The sequence below is a fragment of the Rhizobacter sp. P2_H2 genome (assembly GCF_056403375.1).
The window spans coordinates 1-20332 of record NZ_JBFUFP010000027.1 but is presented as its reverse complement, the minus strand read 5'-3'; the positions used below and the strand labels follow the sequence as shown (position 1 = coordinate 20332).

At 69.4% G+C, this 20332-nt stretch carries 18 protein-coding genes, 1 pseudogene and 1 riboswitch; of the genes and pseudogenes, 7 read left to right on the top strand and 12 right to left on the bottom strand.

The features are described from left to right. The 5 genes from urtE to urtA form a co-directional block, all read right to left on the bottom strand. Positions 1-636: urea ABC transporter ATP-binding subunit UrtE (gene urtE / locus AC1D15_RS04100; RefSeq protein ID WP_477825024.1), on the bottom strand; the 636-nt coding region annotated here is incomplete at its 3' end. A 10-nt stretch (positions 637-646) separates the two neighbouring features. Beyond that, a complete protein-coding gene (urtD, locus tag AC1D15_RS04095; RefSeq protein ID WP_047501451.1) occupies positions 647-1390 on the bottom strand; it encodes an urea ABC transporter ATP-binding protein UrtD in 744 nt (247 codons plus the stop codon). Continuing rightward, positions 1387-2514 (bottom strand): urea ABC transporter permease subunit UrtC, encoded by a 1128-nt coding sequence (urtC, locus tag AC1D15_RS04090; RefSeq protein WP_477825023.1) that lies wholly within the window; start codon positions 2512-2514, stop codon positions 1387-1389. Before urtC ends, urtD begins: the two co-directional genes overlap by 4 nt. A 20-nt stretch (positions 2515-2534) precedes the next feature. Then, on the bottom strand, positions 2535-3449 hold the full coding sequence (gene urtB / locus AC1D15_RS04085; RefSeq protein WP_047501449.1) for an urea ABC transporter permease subunit UrtB: 915 nt from the start codon (positions 3447-3449) through the stop codon (positions 2535-2537). Positions 3450-3466: 17 nt separating this feature from the next. Then, entirely contained in the window at positions 3467-4729 is a 1263-nt protein-coding gene (gene urtA, locus AC1D15_RS04080; protein ID WP_477825022.1) for an urea ABC transporter substrate-binding protein, read from the bottom strand. Positions 4730-4918: 189 nt separating this feature from the next. Here urtA and AC1D15_RS04075 point away from each other — a divergent pair, with 189 nt between their 5' ends. Both AC1D15_RS04075 and AC1D15_RS04070 read left to right on the top strand, forming a co-directional pair. Next, positions 4919-8320 (top strand): hybrid sensor histidine kinase/response regulator, encoded by a 3402-nt coding sequence (locus AC1D15_RS04075; protein ID WP_477825021.1) that lies wholly within the window; start codon positions 4919-4921, stop codon positions 8318-8320. Further along, complete coding sequence (locus AC1D15_RS04070) at positions 8317-9177, top strand: response regulator (protein ID WP_047501443.1); 861 nt, start codon at positions 8317-8319, stop codon at positions 9175-9177. The genes AC1D15_RS04075 and AC1D15_RS04070 overlap by 4 nt, the downstream gene beginning before the upstream one ends. Positions 9178-9193: 16 nt before the next feature. Here the strand turns inward: AC1D15_RS04070 and AC1D15_RS04065 are convergent, their stop codons facing one another. Then, entirely contained in the window at positions 9194-10978 is a 1785-nt protein-coding gene (locus AC1D15_RS04065; RefSeq protein WP_477825020.1) for a pectate lyase, read from the bottom strand. 205 nt (positions 10979-11183) lie between these two features. Beyond that, positions 11184-11255, top strand: a riboswitch (SAM riboswitch). 52 nt (positions 11256-11307) lie between these two features. Between AC1D15_RS04065 and metX the strand changes: the two genes are divergently transcribed. Both metX and metW read left to right on the top strand, forming a co-directional pair. Continuing rightward, complete coding sequence (metX, locus tag AC1D15_RS04060; RefSeq protein WP_477825019.1) at positions 11308-12456, top strand: homoserine O-succinyltransferase MetX; 1149 nt, start codon at positions 11308-11310, stop codon at positions 12454-12456. Then, positions 12453-13037, top strand: a complete 585-nt coding sequence (gene metW, locus AC1D15_RS04055) for a methionine biosynthesis protein MetW (RefSeq protein ID WP_047501437.1) — start codon at positions 12453-12455, stop codon at positions 13035-13037. The genes metX and metW overlap by 4 nt, the downstream gene beginning before the upstream one ends. Positions 13038-13064: 27 nt before the next feature. Here metW and AC1D15_RS04050 read toward each other — a convergent pair whose 3' ends face one another. The 4 genes and pseudogenes from AC1D15_RS04050 to AC1D15_RS04035 all read right to left on the bottom strand — a co-directional run bounded on the left by AC1D15_RS04050 (position 13065) and on the right by AC1D15_RS04035 (position 15540). Beyond that, positions 13065-13667 carry a chalcone isomerase family protein gene (locus AC1D15_RS04050; RefSeq protein ID WP_477825018.1) on the bottom strand — a complete coding sequence of 201 codons (603 nt, stop codon included), beginning with the start codon at positions 13665-13667 and terminating at the stop codon, positions 13065-13067. A 49-nt stretch (positions 13668-13716) separates the two neighbouring features. Beyond that, entirely contained in the window at positions 13717-14130 is a 414-nt protein-coding gene (locus AC1D15_RS04045; protein ID WP_477825017.1) for an S-adenosylmethionine:tRNA ribosyltransferase-isomerase, read from the bottom strand. A gap of 163 nt (positions 14131-14293) precedes the next feature. Continuing rightward, a pseudogene (locus AC1D15_RS04040) lies at positions 14294-14830 on the bottom strand (S-adenosylmethionine:tRNA ribosyltransferase-isomerase); the annotation flags it as partial. Then, on the bottom strand, positions 14827-15540 hold the full coding sequence (locus AC1D15_RS04035; RefSeq protein WP_477825016.1) for an SDR family NAD(P)-dependent oxidoreductase: 714 nt from the start codon (positions 15538-15540) through the stop codon (positions 14827-14829). The pseudogene AC1D15_RS04040 and the gene AC1D15_RS04035, both read right to left, overlap by 4 nt. A gap of 110 nt (positions 15541-15650) precedes the next feature. Here AC1D15_RS04035 and AC1D15_RS04030 point away from each other — a divergent pair, with 110 nt between their 5' ends. Both AC1D15_RS04030 and AC1D15_RS04025 read left to right on the top strand, forming a co-directional pair. Beyond that, positions 15651-16226, top strand: a complete 576-nt coding sequence (locus tag AC1D15_RS04030; RefSeq protein ID WP_052211322.1) for a helix-turn-helix domain-containing protein — start codon at positions 15651-15653, stop codon at positions 16224-16226. A gap of 82 nt (positions 16227-16308) precedes the next feature. Then, positions 16309-17271: an MBL fold metallo-hydrolase gene (locus tag AC1D15_RS04025; RefSeq protein WP_477825015.1), complete on the top strand. Its 963-nt coding sequence runs from the start codon at positions 16309-16311 to the stop codon at positions 17269-17271. Between the two features lie 11 nt (positions 17272-17282). On the opposite strand, the gene AC1D15_RS04020 is transcribed toward AC1D15_RS04025, so the two are convergent. Further along, positions 17283-18053 (bottom strand): DeoR/GlpR family DNA-binding transcription regulator, encoded by a 771-nt coding sequence (locus AC1D15_RS04020; RefSeq protein ID WP_477825014.1) that lies wholly within the window; start codon positions 18051-18053, stop codon positions 17283-17285. A 98-nt stretch (positions 18054-18151) separates the two neighbouring features. Here AC1D15_RS04020 and AC1D15_RS04015 point away from each other — a divergent pair, with 98 nt between their 5' ends. Further along, positions 18152-19330 (top strand): MFS transporter, encoded by a 1179-nt coding sequence (locus tag AC1D15_RS04015; protein ID WP_477825013.1) that lies wholly within the window; start codon positions 18152-18154, stop codon positions 19328-19330. On the opposite strand, the gene AC1D15_RS04010 is transcribed toward AC1D15_RS04015, so the two are convergent. Beyond that, the gene (locus AC1D15_RS04010) at positions 19257-19964 is read right to left on the bottom strand and encodes a TetR family transcriptional regulator (RefSeq protein ID WP_465111376.1); all 708 of its coding nucleotides are present in this window, start codon (positions 19962-19964) and stop codon (positions 19257-19259) included. The genes AC1D15_RS04015 and AC1D15_RS04010 overlap by 74 nt on opposite strands. Positions 19965-20332 lie beyond the last annotated feature (368 nt).

Below are 20332 nucleotides of genomic sequence, written 5' to 3'. Positions count from 1 at the left end.
CTCGTGCACCAGCCGCCCGCCCTCGATGACGAACAGCCGGTCGGCCACGTCCATCGCGAAGCTCAGCACCTGTTCGGAGACCACGATCGTGATCTCGCGCCGCTTGCGGATCTCGTTCAGCGCGCGGGCGATGTCCTTGATGATCGAAGGCTGGATGCCCTCGGTCGGCTCGTCGAGCAGCAGCACCTTCGGGTTGGTGACCAGCGCGCGGGCGATCGCGAGCTGCTGCTGCTGGCCGCCCGACAGGTTGCCGCCCTTGCGAGAGCGCATGTCGAACARCACCGGGAACAGCGCGTAGATCTCGTCGGGGATGCGCCGGCTCGCGGCGTTCTCCAGGCCGGTGCGGATGTTCTCCTCGACCGTCAGCATCGGGAAGATCATGCGGCCCTGCGGCACGTAGGCCAGGCCCTTGCGCACGCGCTGGAAGCTCTCGTCCTTCGTGACCTCGCGGCCGTCGACCTCGATGCTGCCGGACCTGGCCGGCAGGATCCCCATCAGGCTCTTGAACAGCGTGGTCTTGCCCATGCCGTTGCGGCCCATGATCGCGACGGCCTCGTTCTTCCCCGCGTCGAAATCGATGCCGTGCAGGGCCTCGCTCTGGCCATAGGCGACGTGCAGGTTCTTCACATGGAGCATCGCAATGTCCTCAATGGCCGAGGTAGACGTCGATCACCTTCGGGTCGGCCTGCACCTGCTCCATCGAGCCCTCGGCGAGGATCCTGCCCTGGTGCATCACCGTCACCTTGTGGGCGATCTGCTTGACGAAATCCATGTCGTGCTCGATGACGATCATCGAGCGCCCCTTGCAGATGCGCTTCAGCAGCTCGGCCGTCAGCTCGCGCTCGCGCACGCTCATGCCGGCGATCGGCTCGTCGAGCATCAGCAGCTCCGGGTCCTGCATCAGCAGCATGCCGATCTCGAGCCACTGCTTCTGGCCGTGCGAGAGCAGCCCGGCCTCCAGCTCGAGCTGGTCGGCCAGGCCGATCTCGGCGGCCACCGACTGCACCGCGTCGCGCACCTCGGCATCGCGCTGGAACGCCAGCGCCCCGAACACACCGCGGCCGCGCGGGAACGAGACCTCCAGGTTCTGGAACACGCTGAGGTTCTCGTAGATCGACGGCGTCTGGAACTTGCGGCCGATGCCGGCGCGCACGATCTGGTATTCGGGCAGCCGGCTCATCTCGGTGTTCTTGAACTTGATGCTGCCGCCGCTTGCGCGCGTCTTGCCGCAGATCAGGTCGAGCAGCGTGGTCTTGCCGGCGCCGTTCGGGCCGATGATCACGCGCAGCTCGTTCTTGTCGACGTACAGCGTCAACGCGTCGATCGCCTTGAAGCCGTCGAACGAGACGGTGAGGTCCTCGACCGCCAGCACGAAGTCGGTGTTGCTCATGACGCCCTCCATGCGGTCTCGGCACGCGGCTCGGCCGTGCTGCGGCGCCTGCGCCGCAGCCACCACGGCTTCAGCTTGTTGGCATACAACCCGGCCAGCCCGTCGGGGAACGCGAGCACCACGCCGAGGAACATCGCCGCCATCAGGAACAGCCACAGGTCGGGGAAGCTCTCGGAGAAGTAGGTCTTGCCGAAGTTGACGAGCAGCGCACCCCACACCGCGCCGACCAGCGACATGCGCCCGCCGACCGCCGCGAAGATCACCATCTCGATGCTGGGCACGATGCCCACCAGCGACGGCGACATGAAGCCCACCTGCAGCGTGAACAGCGCACCGCCGATGGCCGACAGCAGCGCCGCCAGGCAGAACGCGAACACGCGGAACATCGCGACGTCGTAGCCCGAGAAGCGCACGCGGTCTTCCTTGTCGCGCATCGCGAGCAGCAGCGTGCCGAGCTTGCTCTTCTGGATCCAGCTGCACCCGACGATCGCGCCGATCAGCAGCGCCACCGTCAGGAAGTACAGGATGTACTTCGCGCTGTTGGTGCGGGTGTCCCAGCCGAGCAGSGTCTTCAGGTCGGTCATGCCGTTGACGCCGCCGGTGTAGCCCTGCTGGCCGATGATCAGCACCGTGAGGATCAGCGCCACCGCCTGCGTGATGATCGCGAAGTACACGCCGCCGACGCGCCGCTTGAACATCGCGAAGCCGATCACGAAGGCCAGCAGCGTCGGCACCGCGAGGATCGCGAGCAGCGCGAACGGGAAGTGCCGGAACGGCTCCCACCACAGCGGCAGCGCGGTGATCTGGTTCCAGTCCATGAAGTCGGGGATGCCCGGCGTCGACTGGATCTTCGTCGTCACGGGGTCGCTCGCCTCGAGCTTCAGGAACATCGCCATGCCGTAGCCGCCGAGGCCGAAGAACACGCCCTGCCCGAGGCTCAGCACGCCGCCGTAGCCCCACAGCATCACCAGGCCCAGCGCGACGAAGGCATAGCTCAGGTACTTGCCGACCAGGTTGAGGCGGAACAGGTCGAAGGCCAGCGGGAACACCACCGCCAGCACCACGGCCAGCAGCAGCACGCTGCCCATGCCGCTGCGGTCCAGCCACTGCACGATGCGATTCATCGGAGCTCCTTGAAGAGAGATCAACGCCGCACCTTGGCCGCGAACAGCCCCTGCGGTCGCACCATCAGGATCAGCACGATCAGCGACAGCGTCAGCACCTTGGCCATCGAGCCGGTGATGAAGAACTCGGTGATCGACTGCGTCTGCGCGATGCCGAAGGCCGACACCACGGTGCCGAGCAGGCTGGCCGCGCCGCCGAAGGTGACGACCAGGAAGGCGTCGACGATGTAGAGCGAGCCGCTGGTCGGGCCGGTGGAGCCGATGGTGGTGAAGGCGGCCCCCGCGACGCCGGCGATGCCGCAGCCGATCGCGAAGGTGAGCCGGTCGGTCTGGCGCGTGTTGATGCCGGTCGCGTTGGCCATCATGCGGTTGGCCACGGTGGCGCGCACYCGCAGGCCCCAGCGCGAGCGGTACAGCGCGAGCAGCACGCCGCCGGTGACGACCGCCGTCAGCGCCATCACGAACAGGCCGTTGATCGGGATGTCGAGACCGGCGGACGGCGCCCACGAACCCATCAGCCAGTCGGGCAGTGTCGGGCTCACCTCCTTCGCGCCGAAGGTCGAGCGGAAGATCTGCTGCATGCCCAGCGACAGGCCCCAGGTGGCGAGCAGCGTGTCGAGCGGGCGGCGGTACAGGTGGCGGATGAACAGCCACTCGACCGCCCAGCCGGCGGCGAACGCGAAGCCGAAGGCCGCGACGATCGCCACCGGGAAGTACGCGGCCATCAGCTTCGGTGCGTAGCTTTCGGCCAGGTGCGAGAACAGCCAGATCGTGTAGGCGCCGATCGTCATGAACTCGCCATGCGCCATGTTGATGACGCCCATCTGGCCGAAGATGATGGCCAGGCCCAGGCCCATCAGCAGCAGCACCGAGAACAGGCTCAGGCCGGCGAAGCCTTGCATCAGCGAGATGTTCAGGATTTCGGAGAGGGTCATGGCGGCGCCCGTCGTGCTTACTGGTATCCCTTGGGAAACGGATTCGGCTCGATCAAGTCAGGCGACTCCGCCACCACCTTGAACTGCCCGTCCGCCTGCGCCATGCCGATGCGCGTCTTGCTCCACAGGTGGTGGTTCTCGTGCACCTTCACGTAGCCCTCGGGCGCGGTCTTCAGCTCGATGCCGGCCGAGGCCGCGGCGATCTTGTCGACGTCGAAGCTGCCGGCCTTCTCGACCGCCGCCTTCCACAGCCACGGCCCCAGGTAGCCGGCCTGCGTCACGTCGCCGATCACCGCGGTCGGGCCGTACTTGGCGCGGAACGCCGACACGAAGGCCTTGTTGTTCGCGTTGTCCAGCGACTGGAAGTACTTCATCGACGCGTAGAAGCCGGCCATGTTCTCGCCGCCGATGCCCAGCACCTCGTCTTCCGTCACCGAGATCGTCAGCAGGAACTGCTTGTCGGCGGTGACGCCGGCCGCCTTCAGCTGCTTGTAGAACGCGACGTTCGAGCCGCCCACCACCGCGACGAAGATGCAGTCGGGCTTGGCGACCTTGATCTTGTTGATCAGCGAGTTGAAGTTGGTGTGGCCGAGCGGGTAGTACTCCTCGCCGACCACCTTGCTGCCGGCGAGGTGCCCCTCGATGTGCTTGCGGCCGATCTTCATCGAGGTGCGCGGCCAGATGTAGTCGGAGCCGACCAGGAAGTAGGTCTTGGCCTTCTTCTCCTTGGCCGCCCAGTCGAGGCCCCACAGGATCTGCTGCGTCGCCTCCTGGCCGGTGTAGATCACGTTCTTGCTCTGCTCCAGGCCTTCGTAGAAGGTCGGGTAATAGAGCATGCCGTTCTCCTTCTCGAAGATCGGCAGCACCGCCTTGCGCGAGGCCGAGGTCCAGCAGCCGAACACGCAGGCCACGCGGTCGTTGACCAGCAGCTTCTTCGACTTCTCGGCGAAGGTCGGCCAGTCGGACGCGCCGTCTTCCTTGATCACCTTGATCTTGCGGCCGAGCACGCCGCCCATCGCGTTGATCTGGTCGATTGCGAGCTGCTCGGCCTGGATCGAGCCGGTCTCCGAGATCGCCATCGTGCCGGTGCCCGAGTGCAGCTGGCCCACCGTCACCTCGGTGTCGGTGACCGCCAGCTTCGTCGTGTTGACCTTGGCGGTGGGGGCGGCCTGCGCGAGCGCGAACCCCGACAGGCCCGCGAGGGGCAACGCGGCGGCGCCTTGCAGCAGCCGGCGGCGCTGCATCGAATCGGTGTGGAGGTCGTCGTTGCGGTCGGTCATCGTGTTCTCCGAACAGGTTGAGGGCATCGTCATGACGCACGGCACCAAGCCTGTGCGGTGCCGCGTTGTTCACGCTGGGGCCGACTGTCCGGGATGGCGTGCGCAAACCGAATACGTCAATCAACGTAGCCGGCCGCGGGAGCGCTTCTTGCATGAGAGCCGACACTGCCGTCGTTGTCGGAGAAACCGGTGTCCGTGGCCACGCAAAAGATCTTTCGCATCCGCCGGGACTACAACACCTGGGTCGGCAACGAGACGCTCGAGGACTACGCGCTGCGCTACACGCCGCGCAGCTTCCGCAAGTGGAGCGAGTTCCGCGTCGCCAACACCGCGTTCGGCGCCACCTCGTTCCTCGCGCTCGAGGCGATCGGCGGCTCGATCGCGATCGGCTACGGCTTCTCGAACGCGCTGTGGGCGATCCTCGTGGTCGGGCTGATCACCTTCCTGACCGGGCTGCCGATCAGCTATTACGCGGCGAAGTACGGCGTCGACATGGACCTGCTGACGCGCGGCGCCGGCTTCGGCTACCTCGGCTCCACGCTGACCTCGCTGGTCTACGCGAGCTTCACCTTCATCTTCCTCGCGCTCGAGGCGGCCATCCTCGCGCTCGCGCTGCAGATGTACTTCGGCTGGCCGCTGTCGCTGTGCTACCTGCTGTCGTCGCTCGGCATCGTGCCGCTGGTGATGCACGGCATCACGCTGATCTCGCGGCTGCAGCTGTGGACGCAGCCGCTGTGGCTGATCCTCCTGATCTGCCCCTACGCCTTCGTGCTGGCGAAGAACCCGCAGGCGTTCGCCGACTTCACCGGGCTGGTCGGCCGGGCCTCGGGCAGCAACGGCTTCAGCTGGCTGATGTTCGGCACCGCCGCCACCGTCGCGTTCTCGCTGGTGGTGCAGATCGGCGAGCAGGTCGACTACCTGCGCTTCCTGCCCGAGAAGACGCGTGCCAACCGGCGCCGCTGGTGGGCCGCGGTGCTGGTGGCCGGCCCCGGCTGGATCGTGCCGGGCATGGTGAAGATGCTGGGCGGCGCCTTCCTCGCCTTCCTCGCGCTGCAGCACCAGATCCCGACCGAGAAGGCGGTCGAGCCCACGCAGATGTACCTGGCCGGCTTCGCCTACGTGTTCGCGGACCCGGCCTGGATCCTCGGCGCGACCACGCTGTTCGTGCTGGTCTCGCAGCTGAAGATCAACCTGACCAACGCCTACGCCGGCTCGCTCGCGTGGTCGAACTTCTTCGCTCGCCTCACGCACAGCCACCCGGGCCGCGTGGTGTGGCTGGTGTTCAACGTGCTGATCGCGGTGCTGCTGATGACGCTGGGCGTGTTCGAGGCGCTGGAGCGCGTGCTCGGGCTGTACAGCAATGTCGCGATCGCGTGGGTGGGCGCGCTCGTCGCCGACCTCGTGATCAACAAGCCGCTCGGCTGGAGCCCGCGCCACATCGAGTTCAAGCGCGCGCACCTGTACGACATCAACCCGGTCGGGCTCGGCGCAATGCTGAGCGCGGCGGTGCTCGCGATCGTCGCGTACGCCGGCGCGCTCGGTGCCGCGGCGCAGGCCTTTGCGCCGTTCATCGCGCTGGTCACCGCGATGGTGGTGTCGCCGCTGCTCGCGTGGGCGACGCGCGGGCGCTGGTACCTGGCGCGGCACGACACCACGCGCTGGGCACCGGGCCAGAGCGTGAGCTGCACGGTGTGCGACAACGCCTTCGAGTCCGAAGACATGGCGCACTGCCCGGCTTACGGCGCGCCGATCTGCTCGCTGTGCTGCACGCTGGAATCGCGCTGCCACGACCGCTGCAAGACCGATTCGCGCGCCGCCGAACAGGTCAGCGCGGTGCTGGCCGCGGTGCTGCCGCAGCGGCTCGCATCGCGCGTGAACTTCCGCGTCGCGCACTACCTGGTGGTGGCCGCCTCGCTGATCGGGCTGCTGGCGGTGATCCTCGGCGTGGTCTACGACCAGGAGGGCGTGCTGCACGCCGCCGGCCAGGGCGCGCTGAAGGCGCCGCTGCTGAAGGTGTTCGCGCTGCTGTCGCTGGCGGCCGCCGTCGGCGCCTGGTGGGTGGTGCTGGGCAGCGAGAGCCGGCACATGGCGCAGGACGAGTCGAACCGGCAGAAACAGCTGCTGACGCGCGAGATCGACGCGCACCGCCGCACCGACGCCGCGCTGCAGGCCGCGAAGGACCTGGCCGAGGCCGCGAACCAGGCGAAGACGCGCTACGTGGCCGGCATGACGCACGAGCTGCGCACGCCGCTGAACAGCATCCTCGGCTATGCGCAGATCCTGCTGAAGGACGAGCAGGTGCAGGGCGTGCGGCGCGCGTCGGTCGACACCATCCACCGCAGCGGCGAGCACCTGCACGGGCTGGTCGACGGGCTGCTCGACCTGGCGCGCATCGAGGCTGGCCGGCTGCGGCTGGACATGGCGCCGCTGCCGATGCACGAGTTCCTCGACGACCTGGTGCGCATGGTCGGGCCGCAGGCGGAAGCGAAAGGGCTCGTCTTCACGCTGCAGACCAGCGGCCGCGTGCCCGGCCATGTGAACGCCGATGCGAAGCGGCTGCGCCAAATCCTGATCAACCTGCTGAGCAACGCGGTGCGCTTCACCGACCGCGGCAGCGTGACGCTGAAGCTGGACTACCGGCTGGAGCTGGCGCGCTTCGAGGTGATCGACACCGGCATCGGCATCGCGGCGCAGGACCAGGAACGCATCTTCCTGCCGTTCGAGCGCGGCAGCGCCGGACGGCGCACCGGCGAGCCCGGCACCGGCCTCGGGCTGACGATCACCCACCTGCTGACCCAGCTGATGGGCGGCGAGCTGACGGTGAAGAGCGCGCCGGGCCGCGGCAGCACCTTCACCGCGCGGCTGTACCTGCGCGAGATCAGCGCGCCGGTGCTGCCGCGGCGCACGCACCGGCCGGTCACCGGCTACCTCGGCCCGCGGCGCAGCCTGCTGGTGGTGGACGACCAGCCGACGCAGCGCCAGATGCTGGCGGGGCTGCTGATGCCGCTCGGCTTTCGCATCCGCGAGGCGGCGAGCGGACGCGAGTGCCTCGAGAGCGTGCTGGACGACTGCCCCGATGCGGTGCTGCTCGACGTCTCGATGGACGACATGGACGGCTGGCAGACCGCGCGCCAGATCCGCGCGGCCGGGCTGCTGCACCTGCCGATCCTGATGGTGTCGGCGAACGCGTTCGAGAACCAGGCCGACAAGCTGGCGGCCGCCGGCTGCCAGGGCTTCGTCGACAAGCCGGTGATCGAATCGGAGCTGCTGGACATGCTGCAGCGGCACCTGCAGATCGAATGGCTGGCCGAGCTGGCGCTGCCGAACTGGGCCACGGCCGGTGTCACCGGTGCGGCCGGGCCGGTGGGTGCGACGGCATTGCCCGCCGAGCTGATCGGCGACCTGATCCGGCTCGTGCGGCTCGGTCACCTGCAGGGCGTGCAGGCAGCGCTGGATGCGGCGATCGCCCAGCACCCGGGGGCCCACGCCGAGCTGCGCGCGATGCGGCTGCTGGCGGAGCGCTTCGAGCTCGATGCGCTGCTCGACCGGCTGACGCAGGCGCTGCGCGACGTGACGACGGAGGCGCTGTGAGTGCGTCCCCCGTCGTGCTGGTGGTCGACGACGCGCCGCAGTCGCTCGGCGCGCTGTGCGCGTCGCTCGAGGCCGAGGGCTACACGGTGCTGGTCGCGCGCGACGGTGAGTCAGCCCTCGCACGGCTGGACCTCGCGACGCCCGATGCGATCCTGCTCGACGCGCTGATGCCGGGGCTGTCGGGCTTCGAGACCTGCCGGCGCATCAAGCAGGACCCGGCGCTGTCGCACATCCCGGTGATCTTCATGACCGGCCTGTCGGAGACGCCGCACATCGTCGAAGGCTTCGAGAGCGGCGGCGTCGACTACGTCGTGAAGCCGGTGCGTGCGCAGGAGGTGCTGGTGCGCCTGGCCACGCACGTGCGCAATGCGCGCGCAGTGCGGCTCGCGCGCGAGGCGGTGGATGTCGGCGGGCACGGCGTGCTGGTGCTCGACGCGCAGGGGCGCGTCGCGTGGCGTTCGCCGCAGGCGGCGGCGTGGCTGCGCGAGTTCCACCCGCAGGGGCTGCCGGCGGCCTGGGCAGACGATGGCGTGGCGGAGCACCGCAGCATCGGCACCGATGGCCGGGTGCTGTCGGTGCGCCACGCCGGCGCAGTCGGGCTGGGCGAGCGGATGCTGCTGATGCGCCTGCAGGCCGCGAGCGACGTGCCGCCGACGCGGCTGAGCACCGCGTCGCTGACGCCGCGCGAGACCGAGGTGCTGTCGTGGATCGCGAAGGGCAAGACCAACCGCGACGTCGGCGAGATCCTCGGCATGAGCCCGCGCACCGTGAACAAGCACCTCGAGCATGTGTTCGAGAAGCTCGGCGTGGAGACGCGCGCCGCGGCGGCGGCGCTGGCGAGCCGCGAACTCGGCTGAAGACCTGGCCGCGTCCTCAGACCACCGGCGACACGAACGCGATCAGCCGCCCGATGCGCCGGATCACGTCCGCCGTCACGATGAACYGCGGCTTGTCGCGCTTCACGTAGGGCGCGATGTCCGGCGGGTTGTCGGCCGGGTACGGCGAGGTGTCGTAGATGTCGCCCACATGCTTGCTGCGGTAGGCGGTGCCGGTGTACGGCGCCGTCGGCCCGTCGCCGCGGTACGGGTTCACCACCTCGGGCACCGGCGCGGTCCAGTAGTTCTTCGTGCCCAGGTCGGCCACCAGCGTGTCGACCTCGGTCTGCGGCACCACCGGCGTCGTCATCTTCGCGCCGCTGAACAGGTCGGGGAAATCGACCTCGCGGATGCCGAAGAACTTCGGCAGCGCCGTCGGCTGCGTCGCCTTCAGCGGCGAGCGTGCCACCAGCTCGGCCACCGCCGCGTCGCTCATGCCGCTGAGATCGTCGTAGCGCTTCTGCAGCCCGGCGATGTCGATCGAGCGGCCCGCCGAGTAATGGCTCAGCGTGTTCGTCAGGTCCTTGTCGGCGAAGTAGGCGCCGTTGTGGATGTTCGAGCCGTAGCGGTGCACGTACAGCGACTCGTTGCTGTCCAGTTCGATGAAAGTCGCGTGCGTGCGGCCGCTCAGCAGCGCGTTGCGCTGGATCGCGTCGGCCGGCAGCGGCACCGTCTTCAACCACGCGATCGCCTCGGGGATGCGCGCGAGGAACTTGCGGTCGCCGGTCAGCGTGAAGTAGTGGAACAGCTGCTGGATGTTGGTCTGCGTGGTGTGCGTGGCCAGCGAGCGCGGCTCGTAGGTGCGCGCCCCGGCGGCGGCGCCGGCCGGGCGGCCGTTCGTCTCGCGCGACAGGTGCTGCAGGCTCCAGCCGGCCTGCGGCGCGGGCTGCTGCATCGCGCGCATGCACTCCATCGCGCGCGTGATGTTGTCCAGCAGGTCGGTGCGGCCGAGCGCCAGCACGCACATCGTCAGGAACTTGATGTTCTCGCCCATCACGTCGTCGTTGAAGGTGACGTGCAGCGTGTAATCGCCATCCTCCATGCCGGCATGCGCGCCGGCCGGGATCTGCTCGGGGTTCGGCTGCGGCATGCTGGCCTTCGATCCAGCGTAGTGCGGGAAGCGCTGCGGCCAGCCGCCATTGGCGATGCCGAGCTCGGCGCCGAACTGGGCCTGTCTTATGAAATCGATTGCACGATTCAGCGGCGTCTCGAAACGGGGATCCTTCTTCTCGAGCCACATGCGCAGCATCAACTGCGACGCCACCGCGGTGCCGGCGTCGTCGAAGGTGGCGTTGCCGTAGTAGTTCTGGAACTCCTCGAGGCGCCAGCCGTTCTTGCCGATGGTCTCGTACCAGTGCTTGAGCGACTCCTCGCCGGCGAAGTCGTGGATGTAGTTCCAGCCGCCCGAGGCGTGCTGGGCCGCGACGACCGCGAGCGCGGTGCGCTCGGCCGCCTGGTAGAAGCGCTCGTCGCCGGTGGCGTGGTACGCGTCGAGGAACACGTTGCCGACCGACGGCGTGCCGGGCGGCTGGATCCAGCACATCGTGCGCTTGGCCTCCATCTCGCCGAAGGTCTGCGTCAGGTCCGGCGAGTACGACCAGACATAGCCGCCGCGGTAGGACACCTCTTCGTCCATGTAGGCCACGGCGCGCTTCAGCGCGTCGACGGCGATGCCCTGGGCGGTGGGCGGGGCCGGCGGCGCGGGCGGGTTGTCGTCTCCGCCACCGCAAGCGGCCAGCGCGACGGGGCTCAGCGTGGCCCCGAGAAAGGTACGTCGTTGCATGTTGTCTGCCTCCTGATGTCATGGGATGACAATCGATTTCATCGAATGTCATCAGTCATCGTACGACTGAGAAATCAACGATTTACTGGGGCTATCCCTGTCAGACTGCACAAAAACGGATGCAAAACACTGACTTCATCCCCAAGAGATACGATGACATGGCCACGGCCTCGCGCCCGGGGCCGACAGGGCCCGGCGCCCTATACTTGCCGCCAGCGCTGATTTGTTCCGGCTTGCGGGCGCTTTAAAAAACCAGCTAAAGAATGGACGCACCCACCGGTGTCCCCCATCTTGGCGGCGCCGGTTTTTCTTTTTGGGTGCGTGTCCACATGAGTTCGCTGGGTGATGTCAAACCGCAGGTGATGCAGTTCACCGAGCCCTTGCCGCTGCGCAGCGGCGCCAGGCTGAGCGACTACACGCTCGTCTACGAGACCTACGGCACGCTGAACGCCGAGCGCAGCAACGCGGTGCTGGTGTGCCATGCGCTGAACGCCTCGCACCACGTCGCCGGCACCCATGCGGGCGAGCCGCGCAGCGAGGGCTGGTGGGACAACCTGATCGGCCCGGGCAAGCCGCTCGACACCGACCGCTTCTTCGTGATCGGCATCAACAACCCCGGCTCGTGCTTCGGCTCGACCGGCCCGATGCATGTCGACCCCGCGACCGGCCGCGTCTACGGCGCCGATTTCCCGGTCGTCACGGTGGAAGACTGGGTCGATGCGCAGGCCCGGCTGCTCGACCGCCTGGGCATCGCCCAGCTGGCCGCGGTGCTCGGCGGCAGCCTCGGCGGCATGCAGGCACTGAGCTGGTCGCTGCGCCACCCGGACCGGCTGCGCCATTGCATCGCGGTGGCGACGGCGCCGAACCTGTCGGCGCAGAACATCGCGTTCAACGAGGTCGCGCGGCGCGCGATCGTCACCGACCCCGAGTTCCACGGCGGCCACTACTACGGCTACCGCGTGGTGCCCAAGCGCGGGCTGCGCGTGGCGCGGATGATCGGCCACATCACCTACCTGAGCGACGACGCGATGGAGGCCAAGTTCGGCCGCGGCCTGAAGGGCGGCGCGCCCGGCTACAGCACGCAGGACATCGAGTTCGAGATCGAGAGCTACCTGCGCCACCAGGGCGACAAGTTCAGCGAGTACTTCGACGCCAACACCTACCTGCTGATCACCCGCGCGCTCGACTACTTCGACCCGGCGCGCGAGCACGGCGGCGACCTGGCCGCGGCCTTCGCCGGCGCGCGCTGCAAGTTCCAGCTGGTGAGCTTCACGACCGACTGGCGCTTCTCGCCGGAGCGCTCGCGCGAGATCGTGCGCGCGCTGCTCGACAACCGCCTGGACGTGAGCTATGCCGAGATCGACGCACCGCACGGGCACGACGCGTTCTTGCTCGACGATGCGCGGTACCACGGCGTGCTGCGGGCGCGCTTCGACAACATCGCCAAGGAATTCGCTGGCGTGGGAGCCGTGGCATGAGTGATCGCAAGGACATCGAACTCATCGCCGAGATGGTGCCGAAGGGCTCGCGCGTGCTCGACCTCGGCTGCGGCAACGGCGAACTGCTCGCCCACCTGCGCGACCACCGCCAGTGCAGCGGCTACGGCATCGAGATCTCGGACGCCAACGTGCTGTCGTGCACGCAGCGCGGCGTCAACGTGATCCAGCTGAACCTCGAGGAAGGCCTCTCGATGTTCGAGGACCGCAGCTTCGACGTCGTGCTGCAACTCGACACGCTGCAGCACCTGCGCAACACCGAGCGCATGCTGCTCGAGACGGCGCGCGTCGGCCGCGTGGGCATCGTCAGCTTCCCGAACTTCGCGCACTGGGCGAACCGGCTGCGCATCGCGAGCGGGCGCATGCCGGTCACGAAGGCGCTGCCCTACGAGTGGTACGACACGCCGAACATCCGCGTCGGCACGTACGCGGATTTCGAGGTGCTGGCGCGCAAGAGCGGGCTGCAGATCCTCGATTCGTTCGGCATCCAGAACGGCACGGTGCGCCGCCGCCGGCCGAACCTGACCGCGAGCGTCGCGGTGTTCAAGTTCGAGAAGACCTGACGCGCCGCTGGCCGCAGCGCCCTGTTCCTATTCCTTGTCGCGCCCCAGCAGCGCGGCCTTCAGCAGGTGGTCGGCCGGCGCATCGCCGACCCAGATCTTCAGCACCATCGCGAAGAACTCCGCGTCGCCCACCGGCTCGCCCTGCGGCTGGCCCATGATGTAGAAGGTGGTGCCCTTGCCCGGCACGAACTCCATCGCGAAGGTCTCGCCCGCGGCCATCTTCGAGCGGCCGGAGAAGATCTCGATCAGCCGGGTCGCCGACAAGGTGTGCTTCTGCACCATCTCCTTCGGCGAGTTCTCCGACATGCCCTTGATGAACAGCCGGCCCAGGTCGGTGCCCGGCAGGTCGCGCAGCGCGGTGAACTGCAGCCGCTTCGGGCCCGGCAGCGCCAGCAGCTCCTCGGGCGTGCCGACCTTCCTGCTGGTGTACAGCCCGAGGTCGTAGACCTTGAAGATGGCCTTGAAGCGCGTGCCCGCGCCGTTCAGCAGCAGCGGCGTGCCCTGCACCTGCAGCATCGGCTCGAACTTGGTCGTCGTCGAAGCGGCCTGGGCGGCCCCGGCGATCAAGGCCAGCCCGAGCGTCAGGGCGGCAGCGGTGGTACAGAACGCGGGGGTGCGAATCGGGGTCATGCGTCTCCTCGGAACCATCTGTTTGTTGGATGGCGCCGATTATTCGGGCTTATGCCGGCCGCAACAAGCCGGCGAACCCGGGCTGGTCGATGGATCGCACGATCGTTCGTGAACCCTGGCGCGGTGATCTTTGGGGACGGCGGGCGTTTTCGATCAGCACCGAATCGCCGAACTCGTGCGTGCGATAGCCGTGCGCCGCCAGCGCCGCGTCCGCGCGGCGCAGCACCGACGCATCGACGAAGGCCTGCAACAGTGCATGGTGGCTGCTGCCCGGCTCGTGCGTGCCGCTGACGATCGCGTCGACCACCTGCAGCCGGCTGGCCGGCCCGATCCTTTGGTTCGCCAGGCCTTCGCCGGCGCGCAACGGCCCGGCCTGCGCGGCATGCTCCAGCGCCCGCGTGACGGTGGTGCCGAGCGCGACGACACGCCCGCCGCTGCGCCGGGTGTCGGCGATGGCCTGCACGGTCGCGGCCGGCAGGTGGTACGGCTCGTCGAACGGCAGCCGCGCATCGAGCGCCGCATCGCCGGTCGACGACAGGCCGGCCGCGTGCGTCAGCGTCGCGAAGCCGCTCGCGCAGCGCGTGCAGCATCTGCCAGTCGAGCAGGAAGCCGGCCGACGGCGGCTCGAACGCGACCGGCAGCGCCGCGACGCGCGTCCACACGTCCCACAGTGCGAGCGGCTGCGGCACATGGGCGTACTGGATCGGCCGGCCGTGGCGCGCGATGCCGGCCCAGATGCCGTCGGCGTCGCCGTCGAAACGCAGCTCGATGAGCCGCGCGTGGTCGAGCAGCCGCGCGACCGTCGCCGCCAGCGGGCCGAGCTGCAGCCGGTCGCCGGGGTGCAAGGCCGGCGGCGCGGGGCGGTCTTCGGTGCGCGCGCGGAAGTCGCCGGCACCGAAGACGACCGCGGTGAAGGTGTGCACCGCATCCACCCGCAGCGAAGCCCGCCCGGCCAGCCGCACCTCGATCGGCGCGCCGGTGGGCAGGTGCGTGCCGTGCAGGCTGGCCGGCAGCGTCGCCGCATCGTTGGCCACCAGCAGGTCGCCGGGGCGCAGCCAGCGGGCGAGGTGTGACCGTTCGGCGTGGTGCAGCTCGCCGTGGCGGTCGATCACCAGCAGGCGTGCGTCGCGCGGGCGCTGGGCCGGAAGGTGGGCGGCTTTCATGCGAACTCCGCGTGCGCGACGGTGTTGGCGATCAGCGCGACGATCGGCCGCGCGGCATCGGCCGGCCGCTGCAGCGTCGCCGGGTCGGCATCGGGCACGGCGAGCGCATGCAGCGGCGTGTCCATGTCGCCGGGGTCGACCGAGAACACGCGCACGCCGTGCTCGCGCAGCTCGGCATCCCAGATGCGGCTCAGGTGGTGCAGCGCCGCCTTGCTGGCCCCGTAGGCGCCCCAGCCGGGATAGGGCGTGACAGCGGCGTCACTGCTGATGTTGATCACCAGCGAGGGCGCTCCGGTGCGCGCCGACGCGGCCAGCGCGCCGAGCAGCGCCTTGCCGAGGCGGAACGGGCCGAGCACGTTGGCGGCGAGCGCGGCCTCCAGGTCCTCGCACTCGGTGTCGGCGAGCAGCGCGAGCGGCACCGGGCCGAGGCTCGACGCGTTGTTGACCAGCACGTCCAGCCCGCCGAGCGCGGCGCCGACCTGCAGCGCGATCGGGTGGATGTCGTCGCGGCGCGCGATGTCGCCGACGATGCCGCGCGTGCCGGGCAGGTCCTGCGCGAGCCGGCGCACGCGGGCCGCATCGCGGGCGATGAAGGCGACGCGTGCGCCGCGCGCCGACAGCGCCTGCACCAGCGCGAGGCCGAGGCCCGAGGTGCCGCCGGTGATCGCCACGCGCAGGCCGGCCAGCGGATCGTCTCGAAGGGTTTTCATGGGGAGGCTCCGTGAAGTGATGGCCTCACGATAGGGAGCGTCATGCGCATCGCCCAGCGCGCGGACTGCTGCATTGGCGAAGCGTCCGTTCCGTCGACAATGCGGGCCTGATGAGCGAACCCACCGCCAGCCACCTGGCCCGCAACCTGCTGAGCCTGCGCCACACCCGCGGGCTGACGCAGGACGCCCTCGCGAAATCGGCCGCGCTGCCGCGTTCGACGATCGCGACGCTGGAGTCCGGCGACGGCAACCCGTCGCTGTCGGTGCTGGTGAAGGTGGCCGGCGCGCTCGGCGTGCCGATCGACGAGCTGCTTGCGTCGCCGCGTGCGATGGTCCGGCACTGGCCGGCCGACGAGATCGCGCTGCGCAGCCGCCCGGCCGGCAAGGGGCGCGGCGTCACGCTGCGCGTGCTGATTCCCGAATCGGTGCCCGACGAGATGATGGAGGTGATGGACTTCGAGCCCGGCGCGGTGATGGGCGGCACGCCGCACCTGCCGGGCACGCGCGAGTTCTTCACCTGCCTGGACGGCCGCGTGAACCTGATGGTGGCCGGCGAGCGCTACACGCTGGCCGAGGGCGAGGTGCTGGCCTTCCCCGGCAACCTGCCGCACTCGTACCAGAACGCCGATGCGCTGCAGCCGGCGCGCGGCATTTCACTGGTCGTCCTCGCGAAGGCCGGTGTGTAGGAACGCTGCCCCTCTGCGCGGTGGGGATTGCAGCGCGCCCCTATGCTTGCGCCCGCAATTCCGCACCCGAGGAGAAATTCGAATGACATTCACGCCCTGGATTCGCAACGGCCTGGCCGCGCTGGTCGGCTCATGGGTGCTCGCCACCGCCGCTCAGGCCGGCGCGCCGCAGCTCAAGACGCAAGCGCCCGGCTACTACCGGATGATGCTCGGCGACTTCGAGGTGACCGCACTGTTCGACGGCACGCTCGACCTGCAGCCCAAGCAGCTGCTGACCAACACGACGCAGAAGGACGTCGGCAAGCTGCTCGACAAGTCGTTCCAGAAGGACACCGTGCAGACCTCGGTCAACGGCTACCTGATCAACACCGGCAGCAAGCTGGTGCTGGTCGACACCGGTGCCGCCGGCCTGTTCGGCCCGACGGCCGGCAACCTGCTGGCCAACCTGAAAGCCTCCGGCTACCAGCCCGAGCAGGTCGACGAGATCTACATCACCCACATGCACCCCGACCACGTCGGCGGCCTGCTGGCCGATGGCAAGCCGGCGTTCCCGAACGCCATCGTGCGTGCCGACCAGCATGACGCCGACTTCTGGCTGAGCCAGGCCACGATGGAGAAGGCCCCGAAGGAGGTGCAAGGCTTCTTCCAGGGCGCGATGGCCTCGCTGAACCCGTACGTCGCCGCCGGCAAGTTCAAGCCGTTCGACGGCGAGGCCGAACTGGTGCCGGGCGTGCGCTCGTTCGCCGCGCGCGGCCACACGCCGGGCCACTCGATCTACGCGGTCGAGTCCAAGGGCCAGAAGCTGGTGCTGTGGGGCGACCTGATGCACGTGGCCGCGGTGCAGTTCCCGCAGCCGCAGGTCACGATCTCGTTCGACAGCGATTCGAAGTCGGCCGCGATCCAGCGCAAGAAGGCCTATGCCGACGCAGCCAAGGGCGGCTTCCTGGTGGCCGGTGCCCACCTGCCGTTCCCGGGCATCGGGCACATCCGCGCCGAAGGCCGCGGCTACGTGTGGGTGCCGGTGGACTATCAGCAGATCCGTTGAACGCCCGTTGATCAGTCGGGTGCCACGTGCACCCGCACCCCCAGCGCCTGGACCTCGGGCCAGGCGCGGTCGCTGACCAGCGTGTGCACCTCGCGCCACCGGCCGACCACGAACGGCGACACGTTGTTCTGCTTCGAGTGATCGGCCAGCACCATCGTGCGGGCCGCGGCGCCGATCATCGCGCGCTTGGTCGCCGCGTCGGCCTCGTCGGTGACGGTGATGCCCATCGCGAGGTCGACCGAGCAGGCCCCCGGCACCGCCCAGTCGGCGCGGCACTGCTGCAGCATCTCGCGCGCCGCCGGCCCCCACAGCGCCCGCGCCTGCGCGTGCCAGGTGCCGCCGGTCAGCACCAGCTGCACGCCGGGGTCGCGGTCGAACAGCGCCGCCACGTCGAGCGAGTTCGTGATCACCGTGACCGGCCGCACCGTCAGCGCGCGCGCCAGGCCCAGCGAGGTCGAACCGGCATCGATGATCACCGTCTGGCCCGGCTCGATCAGCGCGGCACCGGCCCGGCCGATCGCCTGCTTCGCATCCGCCATCACATCCGCGCGCCCCGCGAAATCGAGCCGCGCCGTGTCCAGCGACACCGCGCCGCCATGCGTCTTGTGCAGCGCGCCCTGCGCCTGCAGGTCGAGCAGGTCGCGGCGGATCGTGTGCTCGGACACGCCCATCATCCGAGCAAGGTCGAGCACCTCCACGCGCCCCTTCTCGCGCAGCAGCTTCAGCGTGCGGGCGCGGCGTTCTTCGCCGAACCACGGAGGGGCAGGTGTCTTGCGGACCATCGTGGCGCGAATTCTAGCTTGCCCGGCCCCGCCGACTGCTCTAATATGCTCGAACTTGATCGAATTCGCTCAAGCATGCCCACGCCTTCGGAGCCGCCATGTCTTCCTCTCCCACCGCCTCGCGCGCCGAACACATCGCGATGGCCGCCGTGTTCTTCGCCAACGGCGCCGGCTTCGCGAGCTGGGTTTCGCGCATCCCCGCGGTGCGCGATGCGCTGAGCCTGAGCGAGGGCCAGCTCGGCATGGCACTGCTGGCGATGGGGGCCGGCGCGCTGGTGTCGTTCCAGCTGGCCGGGCGCGGCATCGGCCAGCTCGGCGCGCGCGGGCTGACGCTCGCGACCGGCTTCATCTACTGCTTCCTGCTGCCGCACCCGGTGCTGGTCGGCTCGCTGCTGCCGCTCGCCCTCACGCTGTTCCTGCTCGGCGCGGCCAACGGCGCGATGGACGTCGCGATGAACGCGCTGGCGGTCGAGGTCGAGGCGCGCCGCGGCAAGCCGATCATGTCGGGCCTGCACGGGCTGTGGAGCGCCGGCGGCCTGTGCGGCGCAGCGCTCGGCGGCACGATGGCGCACCACGACATCGCGCCGGGGCTGCACATCGGCGTGGTCGCGGCCGTGCTGGCGGGGGTGCTGCTGGTGGCGATGCGCTGGCTGCAGTCCACGCCGCCGAAGCCGGCCGAGGCGGCGCCGCATTTCGCGCTGCCCGAGCCGGGCATGGGCGGCCTCGGCGCGATCGTCTTCTGCGCCTTCCTGATCGAAGGCGGCATGGCCGACTGGAGCGCGGTCTACGTGAAGGACGGCCTCGGCCTGAGCGCCGCGCTCGGCGCCTTCGGCTATGCCGCGTTCGCCTGCGCGATGATGGGCCTGCGGCTGGCCGGCGACCGGCTGATGGCGGTGTGGCGCGCCTCCACGCTGCTGCGCGCCGGCAATGCCGCGGCCGCGCTGCTGTTCGCCACCGCGCTGATCACGCAGAGCGCCGGCCTGACGCTCGCGGCCTTCGTCGCGGTCGGGCTCGGCGTCGCGACGGTCGCGCCGCTGGTCTTCGGCACCGCCGCACGCCGCGCGCGCCGCGGCCCGGGCCAAGGCATCGCGGCGATGGCCACGCTCGGCTACGGCGGCTTCCTGCTCGGGCCGCCGCTGATCGGCTGGCTCGCGCAACTGACGAGCCTGCGCTTCGCGCTGCTGGTACTGGCCGGCCTGGCCGCTACGATCGCGCTGCTCGCCCAGCACCTCGACGAGCCCCGGCCGGCGCCGGGGACGAACCCGGCACGGGCGTGATGGCCGGCGGCGCGGGCGGCACCGGCGCCATGCCCGCCAGATAGCCTTCGAGCACCTGCCGTCCGACCCGCACCAGGTCGAACGAGTCCGGCTCCAGCAGCCAGGTGCGGATCAAGCCGTCGATCACCGCATGCAGGCCGATCGCCACCGTGCGGGCCGGCGCGCGCAGCACGATCTGGCCGCGCTGGACCGCCCGCTTCAGCGCGCTCTCCACGTGCGCCAGCATGTCGGCATGCACCTGGCGGTGCCGCTCCCACACCTTGTCGAGCTCGTCGACGTACTCGACCTTGTTGGTCGCGATGTCGAACACGCGCCGCACCTGCGGGTCATGCACCGTCTTGCGCAGGGCATCGACAAAGCTTTCCAGAATGTGATCCACTGGCGCGTCCACATGCGGGTCGGCGCTCGCGTGGACCATCTGCTCCATCGGCAGCGTCACGCGCAGCAGCATCGCGTTGAAGAGGTCGCCCTTGTCCTTGAAGTGCCAGTAGATGGCACCGCGGGTCAGCCCGGCCGCCAGCGCGATGTCGTTGAGCGACGTGCGCGACACGCCACGCTCCTGGAACACCAGCTCGGCGGTGTCCAGGATGTGGCTGCGGGTGGCCAGGGCCTCTTCTTTCGTTCGTCGCGCCATCGCGTGGCGACTCCTCGGTGAGCGGTGCCGGTAAGCACTCGGTAAGTGCGCCGCCGGTACCGTGCAGGTCAATGGGTAAATGGACGGTTTACATTCAGTCGTGTATGTATACTAACCCGCATCGTCGACCCGTCCGGCCGGGTTTTCCACCCGGCCTTGCGCTTTGTCGGCTTTCCCCCAGCTCATCAGGCGCCCGCGGCGGGCGCAGCATCCGGAAGGGATTTGCATGTCTGCGTTGAAGAACGTCGCGGCGGAAAGTGCTGCTGTTGTTTCCCCGGTTCGTGGCGCGCTGAAAGCGCTCCCGCTGGCGGTCGTCGTCGCGCTGCTCGTGGCCTGCGGCGCCAAGGACGGCGCGGCCGGTGGCGGCG